This is a genomic window from Burkholderia seminalis DSM 23518, assembly GCF_902832885.1.
In the GTDB taxonomy this organism is placed as follows: Bacteria; Pseudomonadota; Gammaproteobacteria; order Burkholderiales; family Burkholderiaceae; genus Burkholderia; species Burkholderia seminalis.
This window is the reverse complement of the sequence record NZ_CADFDK010000005.1, coordinates 219,523-244,519: the sequence shown is the minus strand read 5'-3', so window position 1 is coordinate 244,519 and position 24,997 is coordinate 219,523. Positions and strand designations below refer to the sequence as shown.

The window sequence follows — 24,997 nt, the reverse complement described above, 5'->3', positions numbered from 1 at the left end:
CGCACGGCGCCGCCCGCTACTTGTGCCGCGGCGCGAACGGCTGCTGCAGTACATCCGCGCCATGCGCGACAATCGCCATCCCCTCCGGCACTTCCTCCCATGCACCGCGCAGGTCGACGAGCGGTTCCGACACGACCATGAACGCGTCGTCGCCGGCTTCGGCGATGCGCGGGTTATGTGGATACAACTCGTGCAGGTGCTTGAACGACGTGCTGTGGAACAGCGAGCGTGATTGCCGTTCGCTCGAATAGCGCACCGCGATGATCCGGTCGCCGTCGGTCGCGCAGACCGTCATGTTGAGCGGATCGGCCACGCGATGCCGCGCGGCGGTTTCCTCGACCACGCCGACCATTCGTTCGAGTGCCGGCAGCGGCGTCTGTTCGAGGCCGTAAGTCAGCGCCAGGCGGAACATCAGCTCCGAATCGGTCGAGCCTTCGAGCGTCGGGAACAGCGCGGGATCGACCTTCATCGTCAGGTCGCGGCGCAGCTTGTGGAAGTCGCGGATCAACCCGTTGTGCGCGAACAGCCAGCGGCCGTGGCGGAACGGGTGGCAGTTGGTTTCCTGTACCGGCGTGTCGGTCGCCGCGCGGATATGTGCGATGAACATTCGCGAGCGGATCGCGCGCGCGGCTTCGCGCAGGTTGCGGTCGTTCCATGCCGGATGGACGGACCGGTAACGGAACGGGAGCTCGTCGGGGCGCCCGTACCAGCCGATGCCGAAGCCGTCGCCATTGGTGGTCGTGGCACCGAGTTCCGAATGCAGGCTCTGGTCGATCAGCGAATGCTTCGCGCGGAACAGCACGGTTTCCAGATGGATCGGATTACCCGTATAGGCGAGCCAGCGGCACATGGAACGCTCCTTCACGATGGATCGTTCGCGCATGGTAGCCGACTTCGCGGCATGCCCGCGCCTGCGCGCGGCGCAGCGGCGGCTGCCGGCGCGAGCACGCCGGCCAATCTTCAACCATCGCGAGGTGCGTGGCCACCCGGCCGGACGGCCGGGCGCCACGCAGCAGGGTGGCCCGCGACGGCACTGCGGTGACGGTCAGTCGCCGAGCGCGTCCATCACGCGCGCCGAATAGACGAGCGCCGCGCCTGCATTCAGTGCGATCGCGACGCCGAGCGCTTCCGCCACTTCCTCCTTGGTTGCGCCGTGCTTCGTCGCCTCGGCGGTGTGAACGGCAATACAGCCGTCGCAGCGCGTCGTGACGGCCACCGCGAGCGCGATCAGCTCGCGCGTCTTCGCGTCGAGATGGCCGGTCTTGGCGCCGGCGCCGGACAGCGCCTTGTACCCGGCCAGCGTATCGGGCGACAGCTTGGCGATGTCGCCGATGCGCGTCGAGAGTTCCTTCCGGTATTCGTTCCAGTTCAGCATGATGCGTCCTTTTCGAGAAGAGGTGAGGAGGGCGGCGGGCGCCGCGATCTCGGGCGATGCAGACCTATTTTGATCGTTCGCGCTGAGGGTTTCGATACGCTAGAGTGTCAATTTTTAGCGCAATCGTCTCATGGATGCCTTGAGTCAACTGCTGTCGCTGGGGCGCAGCCATGTCGAGCTCGACGTGCGATGCCTGCTCGACGGGCCATTCGCGATGCCGCACGACCCGCTGCCGCCCGGCGAGGCGGCGTTCCATCTGGTGCTGACCGGCACGTGCCGGCTGCGCACGGCCGACGGGCGCATGCTGCAGCTCGCCGAAGGCGATTTCCTGCTGTTGCCAGCCGGCGGCGCACACGATTTGCTCGACACGGGGCGCGACCGGTCGCAGCCGGTCGTGCCGCTACGCGATTCGGGTGCCGGCGACGGCGCGGTGCTGCCGGTCAAGTCGAATCTCGATCCGGCCGCGCCGCACAGCGCGAGTGTGGACCTGCTGTGCGGACGGTTCGTCTACGCGCGTGGTGCAGGCGAATTGCTGATGCGCGCGTTGCCGCAGGTGCTGCACGTCGGATTGCGAGAGGCCTCGGGGTTCGAGCCGCTCCAACTGCTGACGAGCGTGCTGCGCACCGAGGCGTCGAACGTGCAGCCGGGCGCCGGCGCGATCGTGAACGCGCTCGGCCAGGCGCTGCTCGCGTATGCGCTGCGCGCCTATGGCCGCGGCGCGAGCGTGCCGTCCGGCTGGCTCGCGCTCGCGGCCGACGCGCGGCTCGGCCCGTCGGTCCAGGCCGTGCTGCGGGCGCCGGAGCAGCCGTGGACGGTCGAGTCGCTTGGCGACGCGGCGGCCATGTCGCGCGCGACGTATGCGCGGCATTTCCGCGAGAAAGCCGGGATGAGTGTCGGCGCGTTCGTCGCGCAGATCCGGATGATGCATGCATGCGCGTTGCTGCAGGACACGCAGCGCGGTCAGGCGGAGATCGGGCAGGCGGTCGGTTACCAGTCCGAGGCTGCCTTCGGCAAGGCGTTTCGCGCGGTGCTCGGCATGACGCCCGGGCGCTGGCGCCGCGCGCAGCGCGGCATGTAAGACTGCACCGGCGGCTGTCGTCTCGCGGACCAAAGCTGCTACCATGCGCAAAACGCAGTTCAACGAAAACGATTTCGAACAAGAAGAGAGAGAGGGCAAAGCAATGAACCAGACCACCATCCATCAGCCGTCGTTCGCGTTCGTGGCAGCATCGTGGGCCGCGCTGCTCGCCGGCTTCGCGGCATTCCTGATCGGCCTCTGGAACGCCGGCATGCAGCTCAACGAGAAGGGTTACTACTTCACCGTGCTGGTATTCGGCCTTTACGCGGCGATCTCGCTGCAGAAGAGCGTGCGCGACCGCGCGGAAGGTATTCCCGTCACCGGCATCTACTACGGCCTCAGCTGGATCGCGCTGCTGCTGTCGATCGCGTTGCTGATCGTCGGCCTGTTCAATGCCACGCTGCAACTGAGCGAAAAGGGTTTCTACGCGATGTCGTTCGTGCTCGCGCTGTTCGGCTCGGTGGCCGTGCAAAAGAACACGCGCGACCTGCAGAACGCGAAGCCGCGTTTTGCCGACGCGGAGTCCGCGCCGTCGATCCAGGAGTGATGCTGCGCACGGCGGGCGCCTGATCGGGCGGCCCGCTTCGCGATGAGGGTCGCGGCGGCCCGCTTTCGTCGGCGTGCCACAAGCCTCCTTACTGTCGGTTCATCCATGCCGCCGCGCATGACGGCGGAGATATTCCGGATGCCTAACTTCAATGAAGCCGCACCGCGGTCGCTCGTTCCGTGGCGGCGAAGACCGCGCTCGTGCTGGAGACGAACAGCCTGCGTGGCGGCGCGGGCATGGCGCAGACCGTCGACAGCCTGAAGCGCCTCGTGTCTGCGCTGTTGCAACAGACCGTGCCGCCAGCGGCACTGGTGCAATGGGTCATCACGCACCACGGCTTGCCGGCGGATGCATGCGCCGAAATCACCGCGCTGGCCGGCCGCCCGATCGACTTCGTCGAGATCGGCGTAAATACCGCTAACTACGATGCGAAGAACGGCCGCTTGCTCGCTTTTGCGTGCGGGATCGGCTGTGTGACGAGCGTCGTGAAGCTTGCGCGCAGCAAGTTCGCGCATGTGGTGCCGAAGGACGGAAATTCGCGCGCGTATGCGGCGTGAGAGGTGGCGTTGATGCTGGCCTGCGATGGCTTGCTGTTCGGCGCGCTCGCGTTCACCGGACGCCCGCTGCTGTATATCGCATTGTGGATCGTGCCGTTCGTCACGCTGGTGTCGCTTGCCGGGCGGGTGCGCGCGATCTTCGAGCGCGCGGGGTTGCCGGCTGGCGAGGGCCGGAGCTGCAACGCGCGCACGATCGTCGAGCGTTCGTGGCAGACGTTCCTGTTCGGCCCGCATGTACGATTCATTTTCATATCGAACGTCACTGTTCGCGCGGATGCAGTTTCATTGCCTGCACGATCGCGCATCGGCAACTCTCGCAGCGGCTGCTGCTGCCTGAGGGCATCTGTGCACGGGATATGGGGTGGGCTGCGGGACGTGAGTGAGCGCTGACGTTTTGTTCGGCAAACTCGTTTCTATTCAAAAAAGCGCGCGAGTCGATTTCGAGTGACGGGTACTGAATCCGGCGCTACTTTCGTTGACGCCTGGGATGAGAGTAGCGGGGCGTGCCTGTCCGCATCCGGCCTAATGCGAGCGGCGGCGCATGCACAAGCGACGGCAGCAATCATTGACATTTGCAGATCGATACGAGGAGCAATGCGTGATGACCATAGAGCAGCAGGGGGGGGCGGCATTTTGTGTTACCGAAGCGCTGGATCGTCCGAATGGATTGTCGTCGCGCAGCAGGCGAACTGCTTGTCGGAACCGGAAAGAAGCAAGTCTTGCTATCGCGCGCGAGCCTGGAGCGCCGGCAGCACAGGTGCCGGTTGCGGTGATAGAACTGGAGTCCGCAATGACCGCGGGCGCATGCAGTAGCTTGTGGACTGCCCGTGTTGGCTGTTCCAGTGATTCTGCTTTGAACATAGGCCGATTTTTCGTAACCGTCGCTGCCTCAGTGTGAAGCGTGCATTTGCCCCTTTTTCCTTGATGGCTTGTTGCCCGTCCAATTTCGTCAGCGGATATTCGACCTGCCGAATGGATGAATTTCGTGGAGAAGTGCAAGGAAAGGCAGTAAGATTGCGGTAAGCAAGCGTGTTGGTTTCAGTGCACGAATATTTACATTGAGAATTCGAATTTGGTTGTTGCAAACCATCGCGAGTGAGGCGGCCTCAGTGAGTTGATAAAAGGCATGAAATTTAAGAAATTTTCATTGATGTACGGATATTTTATTTCGGCGGGAAGTGGGTCGCAATTCGCGCAACTCAAGTCGATCTGAGTCGGTTATAAAAACATGAAATCTACATTGTTCTTGCATGCGGGTGGCCCGAAAACAGGATCGTCTGCGCTGCAGAGTTTTCTTGAATTCAACTCCGAAAAGCTCGGTGCGCGCGACATAGGATATCTGAATAAAACCGGGATGGTGTTCGAACATCAGATTTCGAGCGGAAATGGTGAGATGTTGCGTGAGGCCATTTGCGATGAAAGAAATGATGTTTCGATAATTGCTGCTGTAATTAGGTCTTATTTTGGTGAGTATTCAAACGCGATTTGTTCATCTGAATTGTTCAGTGAATTTTCTTCCGAAAATTGGCGTTTGTTAGCCGATGTTTGTCGAGGAGAGGGCATTCGTCTGCGTGTGGTTTTCTACGTGCGAAACGTGATCCCGTTCATGAAGTCAGTCTATGATCAGCTCATCAAGCGTCACGGATTGTGTGAGGATTTCGAGGTATGGGTCGATACGGCTGAATGGTTGCATATATCCACACTCAGATCCCTCTCCGAAGTGTTATCCAGCGATGAAGTAACTGTCGTCAGCTACGAGGCAATCAAAAAGCGGGTGGTTGATTCCTTTGTTGACCTGATTGGAGTTTCTACCCTTGAGAATCAGGATCGAATTGTCAATCGATCCCTGACTGGCGTGGAGCGTAGCCTTCTTCGTAGAATTAATCGGGAGTTTGGTGCTTCGTTCTCCGAGGAAGTTTCGGATCGAATGATTTATGCGGAGCCGTTTGCCAAATCAGAGTCTGTCGAGATGACTGACGAGGTCGAGGGAGGGCTCGAGAAGCGGTATAGGGCCGATATCGACTGGGTCAATAGTCATTTCTTTGGTGGCGCTGATGTTGTTTCGCTTTCCGGCGAGCGTAACAAGACCGATTGCCAAGCCTTAGCCGTTGAGACCTCGCTGAGTATAGAAGGCGAGATGGTCGGCCACGAGGCACGCGTGCGCGATCTGGTGCTGAACTGGGCGTTGGAAAAAATTGCGCTGACTCAGCAGTCCGGCGCCTCGCACGTAGCGAGTGCCTTGTTGAACATCGATTGGCATCTGGCAAATGATCCGTTGATCCCGCAGGATTTTGATCCAATTGCTTACTTGCTTAATAACACCGACATTCTTGCGGCGGGTACGCCCCCCTATGCCCATTTCATTGCCCATGGCCGGTACGAGACAGGACGGATCTGGATGGCAGGGGCGAATGGTGGCTGGTCGAAAGCCAAAGAGGGATTTGCAGAGAAGTCGCAGGAGTTGAATGAACTCAAGGAAGAGTTGGCTCGCGAACGTATCAAATCGGACGCAGAGTGCGCGAAGGTAACGGTGAGCATCCGCGGCGAGGTCGAAGCATTGCTGCGGCAGCAGGCGGAAAGAGAGCGAAAGTACGCAGAGGAACTTGCTCATGCACATTCGAGAATCGATCGAGAGCGCCTTGCTTCGATCGAGGCCGCCGAGAAAACGTACACGCCGCTGATTGAAGAGCATGTGAGGCGCACGAGTGCCCTGGAGAAGCGTCTGCTGGATGCGCAGGACCAGTTGCATAAAGCGCGTCAGGAGATTGAGCTGCTGCTTCGTCAGCAACTGGAGCGCTCGCAAGCCCACGCAGAGCAGATTGCGCGGTTGCATTTGGGTATGGATGAGGCGCGTGCCGTAATGATCGACGCCGCCAATAAGAAGCAGTCGATCTTGGTGGATGAGTTTGAACAGCGGGCCAGCATCCTTGAAAGCGAACTTTCAAGGATGCGAAGTCAATTCGAAGCGTCACGGAGCGAGATCGAGGCGCTGTTACGTAGAACGGCGGACCTTGAGCGGCAATCGACCCATGAATAGACGACGGCCTTGAGTGCCGGATCTGAGTGCCGAGACGCGTTTTGGGGCGTCTCGCGCTCTTGCTATCGAGAATGATTGGCGACCTGCTCGGGGTCGTGTTTGGCCAACGCGGGTTAGGTGGTTCGGGATATGTCAGTGCCGATCGGATCTGGCGGCCCGAGAGGTCGCTCGCCAGCTGATTCGCCGTTGAGCGTAACTAGGTGCTGGATTTTTTACCTCAGGGAATTTGCTGGCGCGGCGAGCGCGGGCTTGCTGATCTCGATAGCCTTTGATACGGCAGTCTTCAAGCGAAAATCGCGTGCATGCGAGCACCGACTTGAAATGAACTGGCGGGCGGCGGAGCTAACCCCTGAGTGGGGCGCGCGTGGCTCGAACGCGCACTCCGCGCAGGTAAGCAGAAATGTCGGATTCGGCACAGGAGCGACAGACGCAAAAAAGCCTCCACGCGGGAGGCTTGAATGCACTATCAAAGATAGTTGGTAGGGTGGGAGGGACTCGAACCCTCGACTCTCTGATTAAAAGTCAGATACTCTAACCAACTGAGTTACCACCCCACGTTCTTGAAACCTGTTGGTTCGTTGCTTTAACAACTTGGCAAGCGACCCAAAGAGCAAAAGATTATAGCGGCGGATTGATGGGGTGTCAACAACCCGCCGCGATAATTATTTGATCGTTTCGAGCTTGCCCTGCGCCGTCTGCGCCGCGTTTGACCCGGCGTACTGCGACACGACTTGCTCGAACGTCTTCTTCGCGGCCGCCTTCTGGCCTTGTTCGAGCTGGTTCGTCCCGATCGCCACGAGGGCATCGGCCGCGCGCGGGTGCTGCGGGAACTTGCTGACGATCCCTTGCCACGTCGCGGTCGAACCGCGGTAGTCGCGCAGCGCGTATTGCGCATTGCCGTACCAGTACTGCGCGGTCGGCTGGTAGGGGCTCTGCGGATACTTCGCGATGAACGCGCGGAACGAAGCCGCGGCCGCCTTGAAGTTGCCGTTGCGGAACTGCTGTTGCGCCGCATTGAGCGCATCCGTTTCACCCGGCTGCACGGTGCCTTCGACACCATCGATCGTCGCCTGCTGCGGCTCGAACTTCTTGAGCCGCGTGTCGAGATCCTGGTAGTACTCCTTCTGCTGCCGCTCGAGCGTCGTCAGCCGGTTCGTCAGATCCTCGTTCTCGCCGCGCAGCGTCGCGACCTGCTGGTTCAGCTGGTCGAGACGGCCGGATTGATCGAGGATCGTACGCTGGGCGGCCGACAACTGGTTCGCCAGGTTGTCGGTTTTGCTACGCAGATCGAGCACGGCACGGCGCGCTTCGTTGTCGTCGAACACGCCGGCGTGCGCCGGCGCGGCCGACCACGCCGCGCCGGCGACGCAGAGAGCTGCGGCTGCACGCAGCCAGGTTACACGGTGCGTCATACGGCGATTCTTCCGTTACTTACTGTTGGTAGACGAGGTCGGCGCGACGGTTCTGCGCCCACGATGCTTCGTCGTGGCCCGTTGCCTGCGGCTTTTCCTTGCCGAGGCTCACGGCTTCCATTTGCGAGTCATTCACGCCGAGCAGTGCCATCGCGCGGCGGACGGCTTCCGCACGCTTCTGGCCCAGCGCGAGGTTGTACTCGCTCGTGCCGCGTTCGTCGGTGTTGCCCTGGATCAGCACGTGACGCTGCGGGTGGCTCTTCAGGTACTGAGCGTGCTGCTGCAGCAGCGGCTGGTACTCGTCCTTCACCGAATAGCTGTCGAAGTCGAAGTAGATGCTGCGCTTCGCGAGCGGGCTGTTCGGGTCGTTCAGCGGATCGACGTTCACTTGCGCGACGTTGTCGGCGCTCGGTTGCGTGCTGACGGCACCCGCGTTGTTCGCCTTGTCGTCGAGCTTCACGCCCGACTTACATGCGGCGAGCGCGCTGATCATCATCACGGCCAGGGCCAGACGAGCTTTATTCGACATCATGGTTACTCTCCTTGTGGTCATTGCATGAAGGGCCCCCACGACGGCTCGCGAACGGAGCCGCCCTGGACGGACAGGATTTGCGGCGGCGCGCTGCCGTCGGAAGGCACTGCGGCCAGAACATTGCGACCACCCGACTGGGTAGCGTACAGAACGTACTGGCCGTTTGCCGCGAAGCTCGGCGATTCGTCGCGATTGGTATTCGTGATGGCGTTCGCCGCGCCGGATTGCAGATCCTGAACGTACAGCTTGAAGCCCCCGCCCGTGCGGGAGATGTAAGCGAGCAGCTTGCCGTCCGGGCTGATCCGCGGACTCGTGTTGTAGCTGCCGGTGAAGGTCACGCGCTGCGCGGCACCGGCGCTTTCGCCCTGTGCGGGCATCCGGTAGATTTGCGGCGCGCCGCCGCGATCGCTCGTGAAGTAGATCCAGCGGCCGTCCGGCGAGTAGAACGGCTCGGTATCGATCGAGCTGCTCTGCGTGAGACGGCGCAGGCCGCCGCCATTCGCGTTGACCGTGTAGATTTGCGTATTGCCCGTCAGCGACAGCGCGACGGCGAGCGTGTTGCCGTCCGGCGACCACGCCGGCGCACTGTTGTTGCCCTTCTGGTCGGAGACCATGTAGCGGCGGCCGGTCGGCAGGTCATGGATGTAGACGATCGGTTTCTTGCGCTCGAACGACACGTACGCGACCTTCGTCCCGCTCGGCGACCACGCCGGCGAGATGATCGGCTCGGTGCTCGACAGCGCGATGCGCGCGTTCTGGCCGTCCGAATCGGAGATCTGCAACTGGTAGCGATTACCGGTCTTGATCACGTACGACAGGCGCGTGGCGAATACGCCGCGCACGCCGAGCAGCTTCTGGTAGATGTAGTCGGCGATCTTGTGGCCGGCCGTGCGCAGCGTGGTGTCGGTCGCCGTCAGCGACAGGCCGCCGAGGCTTTGCTGCTTCACGGTGTCGTACAGGATGAAGTTGACCTTGTACTGGCCGTTCGCGTCGCGGTTCACGCTGCCGGCGACGAACGCGTTCGCGCCCTTGGCCTTCCATGCGCCGAGATCGACCGATGCGGTCTCGGGCACGGGCGTGCTGCCGGCGTCGATGTTGGTGAACTTGCCGCTGCGGGCGAGGTCGGCACGAACGATCGACGTGACCTGTTGCGGCAGGCTCGCCTCGTTCGTGAAATTCGCGGTGGCGATGGGGAACTGGGTCGACCCGACACCGGTGATCAGCACGTTGACCTGGGCGTTAGCGGCGCTGCCCGCCGTAATCAGACACGAGGCCACGAGTGCCCTGAAACCTAGCTTTGTCATCAAACTCATGCTTCTGCTTCCCATGTGACTTGGATCGCTGCGCAACCGCAGAGACAGTAAAAATACCCGATTCGTTCCCGTCCGGCAGCGACGCACGGAGTTTAAGCGCATTTGCGCTCACTCCGCCGCCTTGAAGGTAATCGTAATGCTCGACGGGGTATGACCGTCAGTATCGGGCGGTAACGGAACCGACGCCTGGATCGCATTGACGACCGCCTGATCCCACCCGGAATTGCCGCTCGATCGCGAGACCGACACGCTCAGCAGGTCGCCCGAGGGCGTACAGCGGATCTTGACGATGGTCGTGAGCCCCGCGCGCTCGCCGCCCCAGACGATGTTCGGCTTCACGCGGCGGCGCACCTTGTCGGCGTAGCCGGGCGATGCGGCGTTGCCGCCGGAACCCGTGCCGGTGCCGCTTTTCGCGAGGCCCTGGCCGCCGCCTTCACCGGCACCCGCGAGGCCCTGCATCTGCGCGAGGCGCGCATTTCGTTCCCGGTCGAGCTTCGCCTTGGCGGCCGCGTCGGCCTTCGCGTGCGCAGCCGCTTCGGCCTTTGCCTTCGCCTGCGCTTCCGCCTTCGCTTTCGCGGCGGCGTCCGCCTTGGCCTTCGCTGCCTGCTGTGCTTCGAGCTGCGCCTGCTTCTGCTGTTGCAGTTTTTGCTGCTCGAGCTTCTGCTGTTCGAGCTTTTGCTGCTCCGCGAGCTGCTGTTGCTTCAGTTTCGCCGCCTGCTTCTGCTTGTCGCGTTCGGCGGCCTTTTCCGCGGCGAGCGCGGCGGCCTGCTGCGCGGCGAGTTGCGCGCGGCGCGCTTCCTCTTCCTGTTGCTTCAACTGCTGCGCGCGGCGCTGCTGCTCGAGCAGCGCTTCGCGCGCGGCCGCTTCCTGCTGACGTTTCTTCTGTTGCAGCGCGATGTCGGCCTGCTCGTCGCGCACCGGCGGAGCGGGGGGCGCGACCTTCGCGGGCGGCGCGGGCGTGACGACGGGCCGCGGCGCGGGCACGTCGGGCACCTCGGTCCACAGTTCGGCTTCGGCGCCGGCCGGCGTGCTGTTCTGCCACTGCACGCCGTGATAGAGGAACAGCGCGAGCAGCACGTGCATCAGCGCGGCGAGCGCGAACGCGCGCCAGGTGCCGCGCTCGCGGGGAGGCTGAGGCGGGTAGGCGGCGCTGCGCGTGGATTGCTGCCGGTTCATTGCGATTTGACGAGGAGACCGACGCGCTTGACGCCGCGCGCCTTCAGATCCGACATCACGGTCATGACGGCATCGTACTGCACGGTCTTGTCGGCCGCGATCACGACCGGCTGGTCAGGGTGATCGGCCTGCCGGGCCGAGATGAAGCTGTCGAGCTCGGCCTTCGTCATCGTGTCTTCCTGGGTCGCGCCCGAGTCGCCCTTGTACTTGACGCTCATCGTGCGGTCGGCCTTGATGTTGACGACGACGGGCGGCGTCTGCTCCTGCGGCGCGGCATTGCCGACGGTCGGCAGGTTGATGATCGACGGGGCGACGAGCGGTGCGGTGACCATGAAGATCACGAGCAGCACCAGCATCACGTCGATGTACGGCACGACGTTGATGTCGGCCATCGCACGGCGCGAGCGGCCGCCGCGCATGCTGGATCGGATGGGACTTCCTGCCATGGCGCGCTCCTTACTGGGCCTGACGCTGCAGGATGTTCGAGAACTCTTCGATGAAGGTCTCGAAGCGGATCGCGAGGCGGTCGATGTCGTGCGCGTAGCGGTTGTACGCGACCACCGCCGGAATCGCGGCGAACAGGCCGATCGCGGTGGCGACGAGTGCTTCGGCGATGCCCGGTGCGACGTTCGCGAGGGTCGCCTGCTGCACGTTCGCGAGGCCGCGGAACGAGTTCATGATCCCCCAGACGGTGCCGAACAGGCCGATGTACGGGCTGACCGAGCCGACCGACGCGAGGAACGCGAGGTTGGCTTCGAGCACGTCCATCTCACGCTGGAACGACGCGCGCATCGCGCGGCGCGCACCGTCGAGCACGAGGCCCGGATCGCTGATGCGCTTTTCCTTCGCCTTCAGGAATTCGCGCATCCCCGATTCGAAGATCCGCTCGAGCGCGCCGATCGTGTGGCGGTTGTTGGCCGCGCTCTGGTACAGCGCCTGCAGGTCGCCGCCCGACCAGAAATCCTTCTCGAAGCGTTCGGTCTGCGCGCGCGCGCGGCGGATCGCGAACCACTTGCGGAAGATGAAGGTCCACGACATCAGCGACAGCAACAGCAGCAGTCCCATCACGGCCTGGGCGAGCACGCTCGCATTGAGGACGAGGGAAATGATCGACAGGTCTTGAGAAGTGTTCATAGAGGTTTGAGTAACGGCCCTTCGGGGGCGCCCGGTATGCGTGCGGCGCGGCGCGCCGGCCATGCCTGACGCCGAACCTTGCTTAGTATCGAATCAGAACCGCAAGTTCATAGGCTTTGTCTAAACGGCGCTCATGCGAGCTTCGTTGACAATGGAGTGTGCCCGGCGTCGATGACGGGCCCGCGTTGCAGCGCGTCGAGCACAGCCGGCGGGATGGCCGCGGGCCGGATACCGTCGCGGTCGACGCAGCCGAGGCGAATGTGTCCGGCCACGAGCAGCGTGTCGCCGCACCAGGCTTCCTGCGTGAAATCCACCGACGCGCGGCCGATGCGTCCGGGCCGGCTCGTGATCGTCAGCGTGTCGTCGAGTCGCGCGGGCGCGCGGTAGTCGAGCGACGTGCTGCGGACGATGAAGATCGCGCCGGTATCGTCGGCGAGCTGGCGCTGGTCGATGCCGCACGCGCGCAGCCACTCGGTGCGGGCGCGCTCGAAGAACTTCAGGTAGTTGGCATAGAAGACGATGCCGCCTGCATCGGTATCCTCGTAGTACACGCGCACCGGCCAGGTGAAGCCGGACGGCGCTTCCGGGGAGCGGGTAGGCTGAGTCATGGCGCGCATTCTACCGGAAGGCAAAGGCCGGATTCGTAACCGTTTCGTAACGGAATGTAGTGCGTCGTGGCACACCGCGGCCGGCCGCGGGCGGGCCTGCGGCCGCGGGCGACGTGTCAGCCGCGATGGATCGTGAGGCCCGCCGGGGCTTGCGCGACCGGCATCATTTCGATCGTATTGATGTTGACGTGCGCGGGACGCGTGGCGATCCAGTAGATCGTATCGGCGATGTCCTCGGCCGTGAGCGGCTGGACGTTCTCGTAGACGTTCGCCGCCTTTGCGTCGTCGCCGCGGAAGCGGACGTTCGAGAATTCCGTACCGCCGCACAGGCCCGGCTCGATGTCGGTTACGCGCAACGGCGTGCCGATCAGATCGGTACGCAGGTTCAGACTGAATTGTCTGACGAAAGCCTTGGTTGCGCCGTATACGTTCCCGCCGGGATACGGATAGGTGCCGGCCACCGAGCCCAGATTGAAGATATGGCCGCGACCGCGCGCGATCATGCCGGGCAGCAATGCGTGCGTGACGGTCACGAGGCCCGAGCAGTTCGTGTCGATCATGGTCTGCCACTCGTCGAGGCTTGCCTTCTGGGCCGGCTCGACGCCGAGCGCGAGGCCGGCGTTGTTGACGAGCACGTCGAGCGCCGCGAATTCGGCGGGGAGGGCGGCCGGCACGGCTTCGACGGCCGCGCGGTCGCGCACGTCAAGCTCGAACGGCAGCAGGGCGTCGCCGAGTTCGGCCGCGAGCGCGTCGAGGCGATCCTTGCGGCGCGCGGTGGCGACGACGCGATGGCCGCCCTTGACGAAGGCGCGGGAGATGGCGGCGCCGAAGCCGGCGGACGCACCTGTGACGAACACGATCATTGCTGCTCCTGGTCGGTAACGGAATAGCGGGTGGAATCCCGCAAGCCTACTGAGAATGCCGCACCGCGGCAAGACGGCGAAGTGTTTCGGCACGGGCGCGTAGAGTCTGGCCCTTATTGTTTGGAGGCCACTGCCGTGCGGTTGCCTAATCATGACGCATCCAATACACTAATGCGCTCATCACCCCTGCGTGACTGGCGATAGAACCCTTTCGGGGTCAAGGTGGAGCATCCCACCGTGAAGCGCGGGGCGCCGTTTTTGCCGTTCGCCTGGGCAGCCGTTGTGCGCCGTCGCGTGCATCGCCGGTGGCTGTCCTGCCTCGCGTCATACGGATTCTTCCGCCACGTCGAGCTGGTCCCGCCAGCAGCGCACCGTACTAGGCCGCCCCGGTCAACCTGTACACACTTAACGGAAACCGTATGTTTGACAGAGCCCAAAGCACCATCGCGAACGTCGATCCCGAAGTCTTTGCAGCGATCGAGCAGGAAAACCGCCGCCAGGAAGATCACATCGAGCTGATCGCGTCGGAAAACTACACGAGCCCGGCCGTGATGGCCGCGCAAGGCTCGCAGCTCACGAACAAGTACGCGGAAGGTTATCCGGGCAAGCGCTACTACGGCGGCTGCGAGTACGTCGACATCGTCGAGCAGCTCGCGATCGACCGCGTGAAGCAGCTGTTCGGCGCGGAAGCCGCGAACGTGCAGCCGAACTCGGGTTCGCAGGCGAACCAGGGCGTGTTCTTCGCGATGCTCAAGCCGGGCGACACGATCATGGGCATGAGCCTCGCGCACGGTGGTCACCTGACCCACGGCTCGCCGGTGAACATGTCGGGCAAGTGGTTCAACGTCGTGAGCTACGGCCTGAACGAAAACGAAGACATCGACTACGAAGCGGCCGAGAAGCTCGCGCAGGAGCACAAGCCGAAGCTGATCGTCGCGGGCGCATCGGCATTCTCGCTGAAGATCGATTTCGAACGCCTCGCGAAGATCGCGAAGTCGGTGGGCGCGTACCTGATGGTCGACATGGCGCACTACGCAGGCCTGATCGCGGCCGGCGTGTACCCGAACCCGGTGCCGCACGCGGATTTCGTGACGACGACGACGCACAAGAGCCTGCGCGGCCCGCGCGGCGGCGTGATCCTGATGAAGGCCGAGTACGAGAAGCCGATCAACTCGGCGATCTTCCCGGGCATCCAGGGCGGCCCGCTGATGCACGTGATCGCGGCGAAGGCGGTGGCGTTCAAGGAAGCGCTGTCGCCGGAGTTCAAGGCATACCAGGAGAAGGTGGTCGAGAACGCACGCGTGCTGGCCGAGACGCTGGTGAAGCGCGGGCTGCGGATCGTGTCGGGCCGGACGGAAAGCCACGTGATGCTGGTGGACCTGCGTGCGAAGAACATCACGGGCAAGGCAGCGGAAGCGGCACTCGGCGCGGCACACATCACGGTGAACAAGAATGCGATCCCGAACGACCCGGAAAAGCCGTTCGTGACGAGCGGTGTCCGTCTGGGCTCGCCGGCGATGACGACGCGTGGCTTCGGCCCGGCGGAAGCGGAGCAAGTGGGCAACCTGATCGCCGACGTGCTGGAGAACCCGGAAGATGCGGCGACGATCGAGCGCGTGCGTGCGCAGGTCGCCGAGCTGACCAAGCGTTTCCCGGTCTATCGCTGATCGACGATGCGCTGCCCGTTCTGCCGGCATGACGACACGCAGGTCGTAGACTCGCGCGTGTCCGAGGATGGCGCCGCGATTCGCCGGCGCCGTCGCTGCTCGGCTTGCGACAAGCGCTTCACGACGTACGAGCGGGTCGAGCTGTCGCTGCCGTTCGTCGTGAAGAAGGACGGCAGTCGCACCGAATTCGACCGTCGCAAGATCGTCGCCAGCATGCAACTCGCGCTGCGCAAGCGGCCGGTTGCTGCCGACGCGATCGACGCGGCGGTCGCTCGTATCGAATATCAACTGCTCGCGACAGGCGAGCGTGAAGTGCGTAGCGAGAAGCTCGGCGAACTCGTGATGAACGAGCTGCGCGGCCTCGATACGATCGCTTATGTCCGCTTCGCATCGGTGTATCGCCGCTTCGAGGACGTTTCCGAATTTGCCGACGTGATCGAAGAGTTCCGTCGCGCCTCTCCCGCCAAGACCCCGCGTAAGCGCTGACGCGCTGCGTCCGTTCATCGTTTCCTCCGTTGGTCCAGTTCGCGCCGATTGTGTCGGCCGCGATCGTTTGTCGCCAGTCGGCCGTTCGGCAAATGGCGCGCGTCCGCACGCGTCGCTACAGTCCTCGTCTCATCCTGGTGGAGGACGATTGCGATGGAACTGCGCGCTCATCCCTTTAAAAGTTCGGCGCGGCTCGCGGGCGGGTTCACGCTCGTCGAGCTGATGGTCGCGCTCTCGCTGGCGGCCGGGCTCGCGCTCTACGCGGCGCCTGCATTCGACCAGTGGCGCATGCGCGAGCGCGTGGATGCACGCTCGCGTGCGCTGCTCGGCGCGCTGTCGTTTGCGCGTACCGAAGCGACGCGTCTTGGCACGCGTGTCACGCTGTGCCGGGCCGGGAACGACGGCACCTGCCTGCGTGCCGGCGAGCAGGGCGACGCGGCCGAATGGTCGTGCGACTGGATCGTCAGCGGGCGGGTCGACGGGCAGTCGCGCGTGCTGCGACGCTACCCGCGCGATGCCGAAGTGGTCGTCGCGGGCGCCGCGCACGATCTGGCTTTCGCACCGCCGGCCGGTCAGGCCATCGGCGGAATCCGGCGTTTCGAATTGCGTCCGCGGCGCGGGGTGTCCGACGCGGAAGACGCACGCTGGGCGCGTTGCGTGCGGATTGCGGCAGGCGGCCGGGCGCGGGTCGTCGCCGGCCGCTGCGGCTCGGCATGAGCGCGCGGCGCAACGCCATGCGCGGCACGTCGCTGATCGAGGCGACGCTGGCCATCGCGCTGCTCGCGACCGTGATGCTGGCGGTGGCAGGCAGTCAGCTCGCGATGGCGCGCGCTCAGCGGGCGACGATCTGGCGCGAGCGTGCGTTGTGGCTGGCCGATGCGCGTATCGAGCGCTCGTACGCAGGCGCAGGGGCAAACGACGGCCTTGCGGCGCTGGCGGCTGCGTCGTTGCCCGGCGGCACGATGACACTCGACGCCGGGCCGGGCGGTGCCCGCTACGCGGTCGTCGGCTGGCGCAGCGGCAACACGGCTGCGTCGCCGCGTTGCGAAGCCGCGGGCGCGTCGGCGCAGCCGCCCTCGTGCGTCCGGATTCCATTTCGGGAGACTGATGCCGATGCACGCTGATCGTCGTATGCGCGCACACACCTTGCTCGAGGTGCTGATTGCGATGACCGTCGGTTTCCTCGTGCTGGCAGCGGCCGGCGCGCTCCATCATGCACAGCGCATTGCGCAACGGCGTGCGGAAGACGGATTCCGGATGCGCGATGCGGCAGGCACCGCGCTGTTGTTGATCGGCCAGCAGATCCAGATGGCGGGGTTCCGGCCGCTCGATACGGATGGTGCGTCATCGTTGCCGCCGGTGTTCGGCTGTTCGATGGCGCGTGTGCGGGGTGAGGGCGCACAGGCGCAGTGCGAGTCCGCGCGCGCTGCATCGGACGCCCTCCTGGTCCGGTATGTCGGCGATGCGGTGTCGACGTGGTCGACGGTGAGCGGCCAGGTGTCGGATTGTCTCGGGCAGGGCGTAGGCGCACCCGGCGCACGGCCGCAGGTGGAGAACCGTTTCGACGCGCATGTCAGTCCGTCGACGGGCGAGCCCGAGCTGTATTGCGAAGGTAGCGGCCGTCCGGGGACGCCGCAGCCCGTCGTGTCGGGCATCGATCAATTGCGCGTGCGCTATTTGCGTCGCGGCGGCGCGCAGTTTGTCGACGCAGACGCGATGCGTGTCGACGACTGGCGCGATGTCGTAGCCGTGCATGTCTGCGTGCGGGCACGCGGCGAGCCGATGCGCGAGCCGGCCAGCCATGTCGACTGCAACGGTCGTGTTGTCGTTGCCCGGGACGGCCGCGCAGGTTTGACGCTCGATCGCATCATCGCGTTGCGGAACGTCGCGCTCGGCTTCGACGCGGCGTTGCCAGATGCAGCGCACACGCGTGAGGTGTTGCGATGAGCGGAGCCGATCGATGCACGCGGGCAATAGCGCGATGCGTTGCAACAGGCAACGCGAATGGGTGTGTCGCCGCAAGCGGCGACGAACGAGGACAGGCTGCGTGCACCAGCGCCGTGGCCGCGAACGCGCACGAGCTACCGCGCATCCGCGTCCGATCAGCACACCGGCCCTGGCGTCGCGACGCAGGGCTCGCATTGCCGGCAGTCATTGCGGTCGGTGCGGCCATTGCAGCGCTGACAGGCACGTGGTTCGAAGCCGCGCTGACGGAAGCGCGCCGTACGCGAGCGCTGTCCGATCGGCTGATCGCATTCCACGCAGCCGATGCCGCGCTGGCGGCGTGCACCGCGCGATTGCTCGGTGGCTCGGCACCCTATGTGAGGGAGCGCGAATCGCACGTGGAGCCGGACAGCTGGCGGCGCATGCCGCCGCTCGCGTCCGCCGAAGCATTCACGCCGTTCGCTGGATGGCCGATGGCCGCAGGGCCGCCGCGGTGTTTGATCGAGGCATGGCGCGGAGCTGGGCCGCCCGGTAGCCGTGCTTATCTCGTCACCGCGCGCGGCATCGGTGCGCACCCATCGAGCGCGGTCTGGTTGCAGCACCAGGTCGCGATACGCGACGCGCGTGTCGTCGCGCTGCGCTGGCGTCGGGTCGCGACTGTGCTGCAATGAACGGTCGCTCTATCGTCTTCCGATCGACGGGATTCACGCTGGTCGAGCTGATGATCGTGCTCGCGATCGTCGCGGTGCTGGCGGGATGGGCCGTCCCGTCGTATCGCGAGCATGTCGCGCGCGTTCATCGCGCGTCGGCGGTCGCCGCGCTGTACCGCGCGGCCCAGTATCTCGAAACGCTGCAGGGTTCTCCGCCTTCGGCGTTACCGGACGCGCTCGCGTTGGCACCGCCGGACGGGCGAGCCGTGTATCGCTTGACGCTGCGGCGGCCGGATGGCGACGATTCGCCGGTGAGCTACGAACTGGAGGCCAGCCCGTTGGACACGGGTCCGATGCACGACGATACCTGCGGTACCTTCACGCTGGATTCGGCCGGAACGAAAGGCAATGCGCGGCGCGATGACGCGGACGAACCGGGCACGGCGTGCTGGGGTACGCGTTGACTCTGCAGGAACGGCGCGCAACGGCCCATGGCCGCGCGCGCGGGATGCCGGCGGTCAGTCGTCGTGCGTGTCGAGCCCGCGCTCGTCGCGGGACTGCTTCCAGATCCGGTAGACCTCCCATGCGGCGAAGCCGAGCGTGCCCCACTTCAGCGCGGGGCCCGCGCTCGCGCGCAGCAGCGAGCGAACGGGCTTCGCCAGCACGAGCGACGCGAGCGAACTCAGCATCGGATACTGGTTGACGAGATTGCCGAGGCTCGCGTTCAGGTTCTTCGCGGACTGGCTGAACTTGTTGGTGGAAAGGCCGGGGATGAACACCTTGAGCCAGCTGAAGCGCGTGACGGCGTGGCGCATCTCGCCGGCGGCTTCCGCGAGTTCGAGTCGCTCGACGTCGGATCTCAGGATCAGCAATTCCTTGCGGAGCGCGCGATGCTGCGACGCACTCCAGTTCGATCGCGACGAATGGGAGCGGGGTGAATTGCCCGTGACGTTCTGGCTCATGGCGCGTCGGCGAAGTAGGTGGATGGGGCGAGCGCGATGGCGCTCACGGCTTGCCGCGGAACAGTTCGCGGTCTTTCTCGAGTTCGGCGAGCGTCGCCTCGAAAACGGTCGGCGCATCGCGCAGGCCCGAGCGTGCCTTCAGCGCGCACGCGATGCCGCCAACGGCATACAGCGCGGTGATCGCCGCGAGCGCTTGCCAGCGATAGGTATCCCAGAACGCGATCGCGACCAGCACGGTCAGGCTGATGAGCGCCATCGTCGCGAGCATCATCGCGGCGAGCCCGAGGAACAGCACGCCCATCAGGCGCTCCTTCTCCTCGGCAAGCTCGATGCCCACCAGTTCGAGGCGCGTCTGCAGAAGTCCGATCGCGGAGCCGACGAGGCGGCGCAGCGGTCCTTGGCCGGACGGCTGCGAGGTGGTGTCTGTCGTCATGGATGAGGTGCGTGCGCGTGCAGTGAGCAGCTAGAACAAAGCCGGCCGGCGAATTCCGCAGGCTGGCTTCGACGCCCGCGAGCCGCGTGACGCGGCCCGCGGGACGAAACGGCGCAGAGCCCGTTACTTGCGGTTGATCAGCAGGCCGATCAGCACGCCGACGCCGGCGGCCACGCCGATCGACGTCCACGGGTGCTCGTGCACGTAATCGTCGGTGGCGCGTGCGGCCTTCTTGCCTTTCTCGACCACCACGACCTGGACGTCGGCTGCCTTTTCCTTGGCCTGCTTCAGGCGCGACATCGCCTTCTCGCGCAGCTCGGCCGCACGGTCGCCCGTGCTGCTCGCCGCTTGCTTGAGCAGGTCTTCGGCGTCCGAGAGAACGGTTTTGATATCCGACATCAGTTTCTCCTTGTTGATTTCCGACATTGCAACTCCCTTCATGCTGTCATGCTGCAGGTTCACATCGTAGCGAAACCCCTGCCTGCTGGCGAGCCGGGAAGACACACGGCGGCAGTGCAAGACTGCATGGTAAACGACTTGTAATCATGAACAGAGCGGCAAACGGGGTGAAAAGTTTCCCTCGCGGCCGACTGTTCCGCTCGACACCGGGTAAAAATGACAAAAAAGTATGTATATCAAACGGAATAATCGTTCGCACGGCCCATTGCTTCCCGTAAGCTGATGGACTGTCCCGCGCCGTCAGGCGCGTGGTTTCAACCAGCATCGTTCGAGGAGGGAACATCATGAGTCTGCGTCTTGGCGACATCGCACCGGATTTCGAGCAGGAATCGAGCCTGGGCACCATCAAGTTTCACGACTGGCTCGGCAACAGCTGGGGCGTCCTGTTCTCCCATCCGGCCGACTATACGCCGGTGTGCACGACGGAACTCGGGCTGACCTCGAAGCTGAAGGGCGAATTCGAGAAACGCAACGTGAAGGTGATCGCGCTGTCGGTCGACGGCGTCGAATCGCACAAGGGCTGGATCAACGACATCAACGAAACGCAGTCGACGGTCGTCGGCTTCCCGATCATCGCCGACGCGGACCGCAAGGTGTCGCAGCTGTACGACATGATCCATCCGAACGCGAACGAAACGCTGACGGTGCGCTCGCTGTTCGTGATCGACCCGAACAAGAAGGTGCGGCTCACGATCACCTATCCGGCCAGCACGGGGCGCAACTTCGACGAAGTGCTGCGCGTGATCGACTCGCTGCAGCTGACCGACAACTACAAGGTCGCGACGCCCGGTAACTGGAAGGACGGCGACGACGTCGTGATCGTGCCGTCGCTGCAGGATCCGGAAGAGCTGAAGAAGCGTTTCCCGAAGGGCTTCAACGCGGTGCGTCCGTATCTGCGCCTGACGCCGCAGCCGAACAAGTAAGCATCGGCGGCCCGCAACCGCGGTTCCGATGAACGACGGCCCGCCCGGCAGTGATGCCGGGCGGGCCGTTTGCTTGGGGAGCGCACACGCGGCACCGCTGTCGCGTGCGTCACGCCCGGATGATCAGAAGAATGCCTGGATGCCCGTCTGCGCGCGGCCGAGGATCAGCGCGTGGATGTCGTGCGTGCCCTCGTACGTGTTGACCACTTCGAGGTTCACGAGGTGGCGCGCGACGCCGAATTCGTCGGAGATGCCGTTGCCGCCGAGCATGTCGCGCGCGAGGCGGGCGATGTCGAGCGCCTTGCCGCACGAGTTGCGCTTCATGATCGACGTGATCTCGACGGCCGCGGTGCCTTCGTCCTTCATCCGGCCGAGGCGCAACACGCCTTGCAGGCCGAGCGTGATTTCGGTCTGCATGTCGGCGAGCTTTTTCTGGATCAGCTGGTTCGCGGCGAGCGGCCGGCCGAACTGCTGGCGGTCGAGCACGTACTGGCGCGCGGTGTGCCAGCAGGACTCGGCGGCGCCGAGCGCACCCCACGCGATCCCGTAGCGTGCCGAGTTCAGGCACGTGAACGGGCCGCGCAGGCCGCTCACGTTCGGCATCAGGTTCTCCTCGGGCACGAACACCTCGTCGAGGACGATCTCGCCCGTGATCGACGCGCGCAGCCCGACCTTGCCGTGGATCGCGGGCGCCGACAGGCCCTTCCAGCCCTTCTCGAGGATGAAGCCGCGGATCGCGTCCTTGCCGTTCTCCTCGAGCTTGGCCCACACGACGAACACGTCCGCGATCGGCGAGTTCGTGATCCACATCTTCGCGCCGGACAGCGCGTAGCCGCCGGGCACCTTCTTCGCGCGGGTGACCATGCTGCCCGGATCGGAGCCGTGGTTCGGCTCGGTCAGGCCGAAGCAGCCGATCCATTCGCCGGTCGCGAGCTTCGGCAGGTACTTCTGCTTCTGCGCGTCGGAGCCGAATTCGTGGATCGGCACCATCACAAGCGACGACTGCACGGACATCATCGACCGGTAGCCCGAGTCAACGCGCTCGACTTCGCGCGCGATCAGTCCGTAGCTCACGTAATTGAGGCCGGGGCCGCCGTATTCCTCGGGAATCGTCGGGCCGAGCAGGCCGATTTCGCCCATCTCGCGGAAGATGGCGGCGTCGGTGCGCTCGTGGCGGAACGCTTCGGTGACGCGCGGCGCGAGCTTGTCCTGTGCGTACGCCTGCGCCGCGTCGCGGATCATCCGCTCTTCTTCGGTCAACTGCTGGTCGAGCAGCAGCGGATCGTCCCAGTGAAAAGTTGCAGCGGTCATCGTTTCATCTCCTGTTGGTCCGGTCTTCCAGCCGGGCCCCATGCCCAAAGTTCGCTTGACTGTAGTTCCGCTGTGCGGAACAATGTTTTGCAAATCGAACCCAGTGTAGCACCAGATGACACTTTCAACCATCGACGAAACCACGATCGACGAGCGCAAGTTCGTCGTCGCGCTCGCACGCGGGCTCGACCTGCTGCGCGCATTCCGGCCCGGCGAGACGATGCTCGGCAACCGCGACTTCGCGGAGCGCACGGGATTGCCGAAAGCGACCGTGAACCGGCTCGCCTACACGCTGACCGTGCTCGGTTACCTGCGCTACGACGAGACGCTCGGAAAGTATGCGCTCGACGCCGGCGTGCTGTCGCTCGGCTACGCGCTGCTGGCGGGTTCGGGGACGATCGACCTCGCACGCCCGCACATGCAGGCGCTCGCGCGCGAGATCGGCGCGGCCGTGTCGCTCGGCTGCCGCGACGGGCTCGACATGATCTATCTGGAGACGATCCGCAGCGAGACGGCGCTGACGCTCGGGCTTGCGCCCGGTTCGCGGCTGTCGATGCTGACGAGTTCGATGGGGCGTGCGTACCTGGCCGTGCAGCCGGAGGACGTGCGCCGCGCGCTGTACGCGGAACTGCACCGCGCGGCCGGCGGCGCGGCCGATGCCGATGCGCTCGTCGCGGCCGCGCAGCACGCGGTGGCCGAGTTCTCGGCGGGCGGGTGCTGTTATTCGTTCCGCGCGTGGCACATGGACGTGAACGCGGCGGCCGTTCCGTTTCGCGAGCCGCGCGAGGGGCGCTGGCTGATCCTGAGCTGCAGCGGCCCCGCGTCGTCGATGGGCGAGGACGTGTTCCGCACGCAGGTCGGGCCGAAGCTGAAGGCGCTCGCGCAGCGGCTCGGGCCGACGGCCTGAGCAACGCGGCGCGCGGCGATCGCCGTCGCTCCGCAAGCGCGCCTTCCGCGTCGTGCGTGAGGGCGGGCGACGGCGCTGCCACTTGTACTGTGGCCGGAGCGCGCTCATCATCGTTCGCCTGCTTCCCGACGACGAGGTGTGCGATGCCCGACCCGGAACCGATGGAAGGCGGATGCGCGTGCGGGGCGATCCGCTACCGTATCGCCGACGTGCCGACCGATGCCGGTTTCTGCCATTGCCGGCTCTGCCAGCGCACGACCGGTGCGGCGGTCGTCGCATCGGCATCGGTGCCGATCGGCGCGTTCGAATACCTGCAAGGCGAACCGACCGTCTACGTGTCGAGCGCGTGGGGCGAGCGACGCTTCTGCGGCCGGTGCGGCGCGCAACTCGAATACCGGCTCGCCGAGGCGCCGCAGACGGTCGAGATCAATTACGCGACGCTCGACGAGCCGGCGCGGCTGCGTCCGGCCTGGCACGTCTGGTATCGGGACCGTTTCCCGGGCATCGAGATCGACGACGCGTTGCCCAAGTACGACGATGATGGCGTGCCGTGAGCGGTAACCGTCGACACGGGCGGACAGGCGCGAGTCGACGGCGCGTGCCTGACGGCCTGTTTCTCCCCCGGCCCGCGCGCCACGCGACATCCGGGCCCGGCATCCCGCGCGCCGCTGCCCGCACGCGCGGTCCCCGCCTGCCGATCAGGCCGTCACGACCTTGGCGAACACCGGCCCCTGCATGAACCGCACGTCGTACTGGCGCAGCAGCTCGCACTGCGTCTCGTCGACGACGCCGTCGAAGATCAGCGGAATCCGCACGCGCTGCGCATAGGCGACGAGCGCCTTGACCATCCCGTCGCGCAATGCGATGCCCGCATCCATCTTGATGAAGTCGGGCCGCGCCATGTCCGATTCGACCGCGAGGATACGACCCGGATCGGGCAGCTTGTCCGCGACCTTGAAGCCGTGATGCTGGTAGCTGCGCGTCAGGTAGCCGAGGAAGGTCTTGTGCGCGACCGCGACCGCCGGCAGCTCGATCACGATCCGCTCCGGCGGCAGCCCGAAGCGCTGCAGCACCGACGAGAAGTGCTTGCCGTGGTCGTACTTCACGCTCTTCAGCAGCCGTTCGTGCACGCGCAGGAACAGCAGCCCGTGGCGCTGCGCGCCGAAAAAGTTGATTGCATGCAGCGCGCGCGACAGGCGGTCGATCGCGACCAGCGTCTGGTCGTCGACGGCCGAGTCGACCGGATCGTGCGCCGCCCCCGTGACGACGGTGACCGCCTGGAAGCCGAGCTCGTCGCCGTAGCGCTCGATCGCGTCGGCGAACGACGTCGATTGCGGCGCGCCGGGCATCGTCACGTCGTAGATCGGTTCGTACGCGCTGGCGAGCGTGCGCTCGGGCAGATTCGCGCACGCGGTGCCGCCTTCGGCCAGCGCGAGGTGTTCCCGCAGATACGGCAGTTGCCCGGCACGGGCGACCAGCTCGGGGATGGTGGGCGGAATCATCGGCGTGAAAAGGAAAAATGGCGGCCGAAAGGGCCGCCTCGTCTCTTGATATTAGCAGCGCGCGCCGCGCTCGGCTCGCCGTTTCATTCATATGGTTATCCCATCCCGGAGGCAGCGCCTA

At 64.9% G+C, this 24,997-nt stretch carries 30 protein-coding genes, 1 tRNA gene and 1 riboswitch; of the genes, 15 read left to right on the top strand and 16 right to left on the bottom strand.

What is annotated here, in order from left to right:
* Positions 1 to 16: 16 nt before the first annotated feature.
* A complete protein-coding gene (locus HWX00_RS18190; protein WP_069706541.1) occupies positions 17 to 850 on the bottom strand; it encodes a class II glutamine amidotransferase in 834 nt (277 codons plus the stop codon).
* 195 nt (positions 851 to 1,045) lie between these two features.
* Positions 1,046 to 1,375: a carboxymuconolactone decarboxylase family protein gene (locus HWX00_RS18185; protein ID WP_034187202.1), complete on the bottom strand. Its 330-nt coding sequence runs from the start codon at positions 1,373 to 1,375 to the stop codon at positions 1,046 to 1,048.
* A 130-nt stretch (positions 1,376 to 1,505) separates the two neighbouring features.
* On the opposite strand from HWX00_RS18185, the gene HWX00_RS18180 reads away from it, so the two are divergent.
* From HWX00_RS18180 to HWX00_RS18160, 5 genes are all read left to right on the top strand, one after another.
* Positions 1,506 to 2,453 carry a cupin domain-containing protein gene (locus HWX00_RS18180; RefSeq protein ID WP_034187203.1) on the top strand — a complete coding sequence of 316 codons (948 nt, stop codon included), beginning with the start codon at positions 1,506 to 1,508 and terminating at the stop codon, positions 2,451 to 2,453.
* A gap of 103 nt (positions 2,454 to 2,556) precedes the next feature.
* Positions 2,557 to 3,000: an inner membrane protein YiaA gene (yiaA, locus tag HWX00_RS18175; RefSeq protein WP_034187204.1), complete on the top strand. Its 444-nt coding sequence runs from the start codon at positions 2,557 to 2,559 to the stop codon at positions 2,998 to 3,000.
* Positions 3,001 to 3,179: 179 nt separating this feature from the next.
* Positions 3,180 to 3,557 (top strand): hypothetical protein, encoded by a 378-nt coding sequence (locus tag HWX00_RS18170; protein WP_226194033.1) that lies wholly within the window; start codon positions 3,180 to 3,182, stop codon positions 3,555 to 3,557.
* A gap of 3 nt (positions 3,558 to 3,560) precedes the next feature.
* Complete coding sequence (locus tag HWX00_RS18165; RefSeq protein ID WP_226194035.1) at positions 3,561 to 3,947, top strand: fatty acid desaturase family protein; 387 nt, start codon at positions 3,561 to 3,563, stop codon at positions 3,945 to 3,947.
* Positions 3,948 to 4,785: 838 nt separating this feature from the next.
* Complete coding sequence (locus tag HWX00_RS18160) at positions 4,786 to 6,594, top strand: coiled-coil domain-containing protein (RefSeq protein ID WP_175027614.1); 1,809 nt, start codon at positions 4,786 to 4,788, stop codon at positions 6,592 to 6,594.
* Between the two features lie 477 nt (positions 6,595 to 7,071).
* Here HWX00_RS18160 and HWX00_RS18155 read toward each other — a convergent pair.
* From HWX00_RS18155 to HWX00_RS18115, 9 genes are all read right to left on the bottom strand, one after another.
* Positions 7,072 to 7,148, bottom strand: a tRNA-Lys gene (locus tag HWX00_RS18155).
* Between the two features lie 108 nt (positions 7,149 to 7,256).
* Positions 7,257 to 8,006: a tol-pal system protein YbgF gene (gene ybgF / locus HWX00_RS18150; protein ID WP_034187206.1), complete on the bottom strand. Its 750-nt coding sequence runs from the start codon at positions 8,004 to 8,006 to the stop codon at positions 7,257 to 7,259.
* A 19-nt stretch (positions 8,007 to 8,025) separates the two neighbouring features.
* Complete coding sequence (gene pal, locus HWX00_RS18145; protein WP_011883386.1) at positions 8,026 to 8,538, bottom strand: peptidoglycan-associated lipoprotein Pal; 513 nt, start codon at positions 8,536 to 8,538, stop codon at positions 8,026 to 8,028.
* Positions 8,539 to 8,555: 17 nt separating this feature from the next.
* On the bottom strand, positions 8,556 to 9,851 hold the full coding sequence (gene tolB, locus HWX00_RS18140; RefSeq protein WP_034187207.1) for a Tol-Pal system beta propeller repeat protein TolB: 1,296 nt from the start codon (positions 9,849 to 9,851) through the stop codon (positions 8,556 to 8,558).
* Between the two features lie 108 nt (positions 9,852 to 9,959).
* Positions 9,960 to 11,027 (bottom strand): cell envelope integrity protein TolA, encoded by a 1,068-nt coding sequence (gene tolA / locus HWX00_RS18135; protein ID WP_034187208.1) that lies wholly within the window; start codon positions 11,025 to 11,027, stop codon positions 9,960 to 9,962.
* A complete protein-coding gene (tolR, locus tag HWX00_RS18130; protein WP_006484943.1) occupies positions 11,024 to 11,473 on the bottom strand; it encodes a protein TolR in 450 nt (149 codons plus the stop codon). The genes tolA and tolR overlap by 4 nt, the downstream gene beginning before the upstream one ends.
* Before the next feature lie 10 nt (positions 11,474 to 11,483).
* The gene (gene tolQ, locus HWX00_RS18125; protein ID WP_021157170.1) at positions 11,484 to 12,161 is read right to left on the bottom strand and encodes a protein TolQ; all 678 of its coding nucleotides are present in this window, start codon (positions 12,159 to 12,161) and stop codon (positions 11,484 to 11,486) included.
* A gap of 131 nt (positions 12,162 to 12,292) precedes the next feature.
* Positions 12,293 to 12,778: a tol-pal system-associated acyl-CoA thioesterase gene (ybgC, locus tag HWX00_RS18120; protein WP_034187209.1), complete on the bottom strand. Its 486-nt coding sequence runs from the start codon at positions 12,776 to 12,778 to the stop codon at positions 12,293 to 12,295.
* A 107-nt stretch (positions 12,779 to 12,885) separates the two neighbouring features.
* The gene (locus HWX00_RS18115; protein WP_034187210.1) at positions 12,886 to 13,632 is read right to left on the bottom strand and encodes an SDR family NAD(P)-dependent oxidoreductase; all 747 of its coding nucleotides are present in this window, start codon (positions 13,630 to 13,632) and stop codon (positions 12,886 to 12,888) included.
* Between the two features lie 180 nt (positions 13,633 to 13,812).
* Positions 13,813 to 13,914, top strand: a riboswitch (ZMP/ZTP riboswitch).
* Between the two features lie 137 nt (positions 13,915 to 14,051).
* On the opposite strand from HWX00_RS18115, the gene glyA reads away from it, so the two are divergent.
* The 7 genes from glyA (at position 14,052) to HWX00_RS18080 (ending at position 18,843) form a co-directional block, all read left to right on the top strand.
* Positions 14,052 to 15,299, top strand: a complete 1,248-nt coding sequence (glyA, locus tag HWX00_RS18110; protein WP_175027613.1) for a serine hydroxymethyltransferase — start codon at positions 14,052 to 14,054, stop codon at positions 15,297 to 15,299.
* A gap of 6 nt (positions 15,300 to 15,305) precedes the next feature.
* A complete protein-coding gene (nrdR, locus tag HWX00_RS18105; RefSeq protein ID WP_006476792.1) occupies positions 15,306 to 15,785 on the top strand; it encodes a transcriptional regulator NrdR in 480 nt (159 codons plus the stop codon).
* A 153-nt stretch (positions 15,786 to 15,938) separates the two neighbouring features.
* Positions 15,939 to 16,502, top strand: coding sequence for a GspH/FimT family pseudopilin (locus HWX00_RS18100; protein WP_175027612.1), 564 nt, complete (start codon positions 15,939 to 15,941; stop codon positions 16,500 to 16,502).
* Complete coding sequence (locus HWX00_RS18095) at positions 16,499 to 16,909, top strand: type IV pilus modification PilV family protein (protein WP_034187213.1); 411 nt, start codon at positions 16,499 to 16,501, stop codon at positions 16,907 to 16,909. The genes HWX00_RS18100 and HWX00_RS18095 overlap by 4 nt, the downstream gene beginning before the upstream one ends.
* Positions 16,893 to 17,732 (top strand): PilW family protein, encoded by an 840-nt coding sequence (locus HWX00_RS18090; RefSeq protein ID WP_175027611.1) that lies wholly within the window; start codon positions 16,893 to 16,895, stop codon positions 17,730 to 17,732. The genes HWX00_RS18095 and HWX00_RS18090 overlap by 17 nt, the downstream gene beginning before the upstream one ends.
* Positions 17,733 to 17,926: 194 nt before the next feature.
* Positions 17,927 to 18,400: a pilus assembly protein gene (locus HWX00_RS18085; RefSeq protein ID WP_264166330.1), complete on the top strand. Its 474-nt coding sequence runs from the start codon at positions 17,927 to 17,929 to the stop codon at positions 18,398 to 18,400.
* On the top strand, positions 18,397 to 18,843 hold the full coding sequence (locus tag HWX00_RS18080; RefSeq protein ID WP_124669265.1) for a type IV pilin protein: 447 nt from the start codon (positions 18,397 to 18,399) through the stop codon (positions 18,841 to 18,843). Before HWX00_RS18085 ends, HWX00_RS18080 begins: the two co-directional genes overlap by 4 nt.
* Before the next feature lie 54 nt (positions 18,844 to 18,897).
* Here HWX00_RS18080 and HWX00_RS18075 read toward each other — a convergent pair whose 3' ends face one another.
* The 3 genes from HWX00_RS18075 to HWX00_RS18065 form a co-directional block, all read right to left on the bottom strand.
* Positions 18,898 to 19,341 (bottom strand): DUF3318 domain-containing protein, encoded by a 444-nt coding sequence (locus HWX00_RS18075; protein WP_034187215.1) that lies wholly within the window; start codon positions 19,339 to 19,341, stop codon positions 18,898 to 18,900.
* Between the two features lie 43 nt (positions 19,342 to 19,384).
* On the bottom strand, positions 19,385 to 19,774 hold the full coding sequence (locus HWX00_RS18070; RefSeq protein WP_034187216.1) for a phage holin family protein: 390 nt from the start codon (positions 19,772 to 19,774) through the stop codon (positions 19,385 to 19,387).
* A 123-nt stretch (positions 19,775 to 19,897) separates the two neighbouring features.
* Positions 19,898 to 20,200 carry an ElaB/YgaM/YqjD family protein gene (locus HWX00_RS18065; RefSeq protein ID WP_006494044.1) on the bottom strand — a complete coding sequence of 101 codons (303 nt, stop codon included), beginning with the start codon at positions 20,198 to 20,200 and terminating at the stop codon, positions 19,898 to 19,900.
* Between the two features lie 317 nt (positions 20,201 to 20,517).
* Here HWX00_RS18065 and HWX00_RS18060 point away from each other — a divergent pair, with 317 nt between their 5' ends.
* On the top strand, positions 20,518 to 21,156 hold the full coding sequence (locus HWX00_RS18060) for a peroxiredoxin (protein ID WP_034187217.1): 639 nt from the start codon (positions 20,518 to 20,520) through the stop codon (positions 21,154 to 21,156).
* A 123-nt stretch (positions 21,157 to 21,279) separates the two neighbouring features.
* Here the strand turns inward: HWX00_RS18060 and HWX00_RS18055 are convergent, their stop codons facing one another.
* Entirely contained in the window at positions 21,280 to 22,467 is a 1,188-nt protein-coding gene (locus tag HWX00_RS18055) for an acyl-CoA dehydrogenase (protein WP_034187218.1), read from the bottom strand.
* A gap of 115 nt (positions 22,468 to 22,582) precedes the next feature.
* Here HWX00_RS18055 and HWX00_RS18050 point away from each other — a divergent pair, with 115 nt between their 5' ends.
* The gene (locus HWX00_RS18050; RefSeq protein WP_034187219.1) at positions 22,583 to 23,374 is read left to right on the top strand and encodes an IclR family transcriptional regulator; all 792 of its coding nucleotides are present in this window, start codon (positions 22,583 to 22,585) and stop codon (positions 23,372 to 23,374) included.
* Between the two features lie 143 nt (positions 23,375 to 23,517).
* Entirely contained in the window at positions 23,518 to 23,928 is a 411-nt protein-coding gene (locus HWX00_RS18045) for a GFA family protein (RefSeq protein ID WP_175027610.1), read from the top strand.
* A gap of 144 nt (positions 23,929 to 24,072) precedes the next feature.
* Here the strand turns inward: HWX00_RS18045 and HWX00_RS18040 are convergent, their stop codons facing one another.
* The gene (locus HWX00_RS18040; protein ID WP_034187221.1) at positions 24,073 to 24,876 is read right to left on the bottom strand and encodes an EAL domain-containing protein; all 804 of its coding nucleotides are present in this window, start codon (positions 24,874 to 24,876) and stop codon (positions 24,073 to 24,075) included.
* Between the last annotated feature and the right edge of the window lie 121 nt (positions 24,877 to 24,997).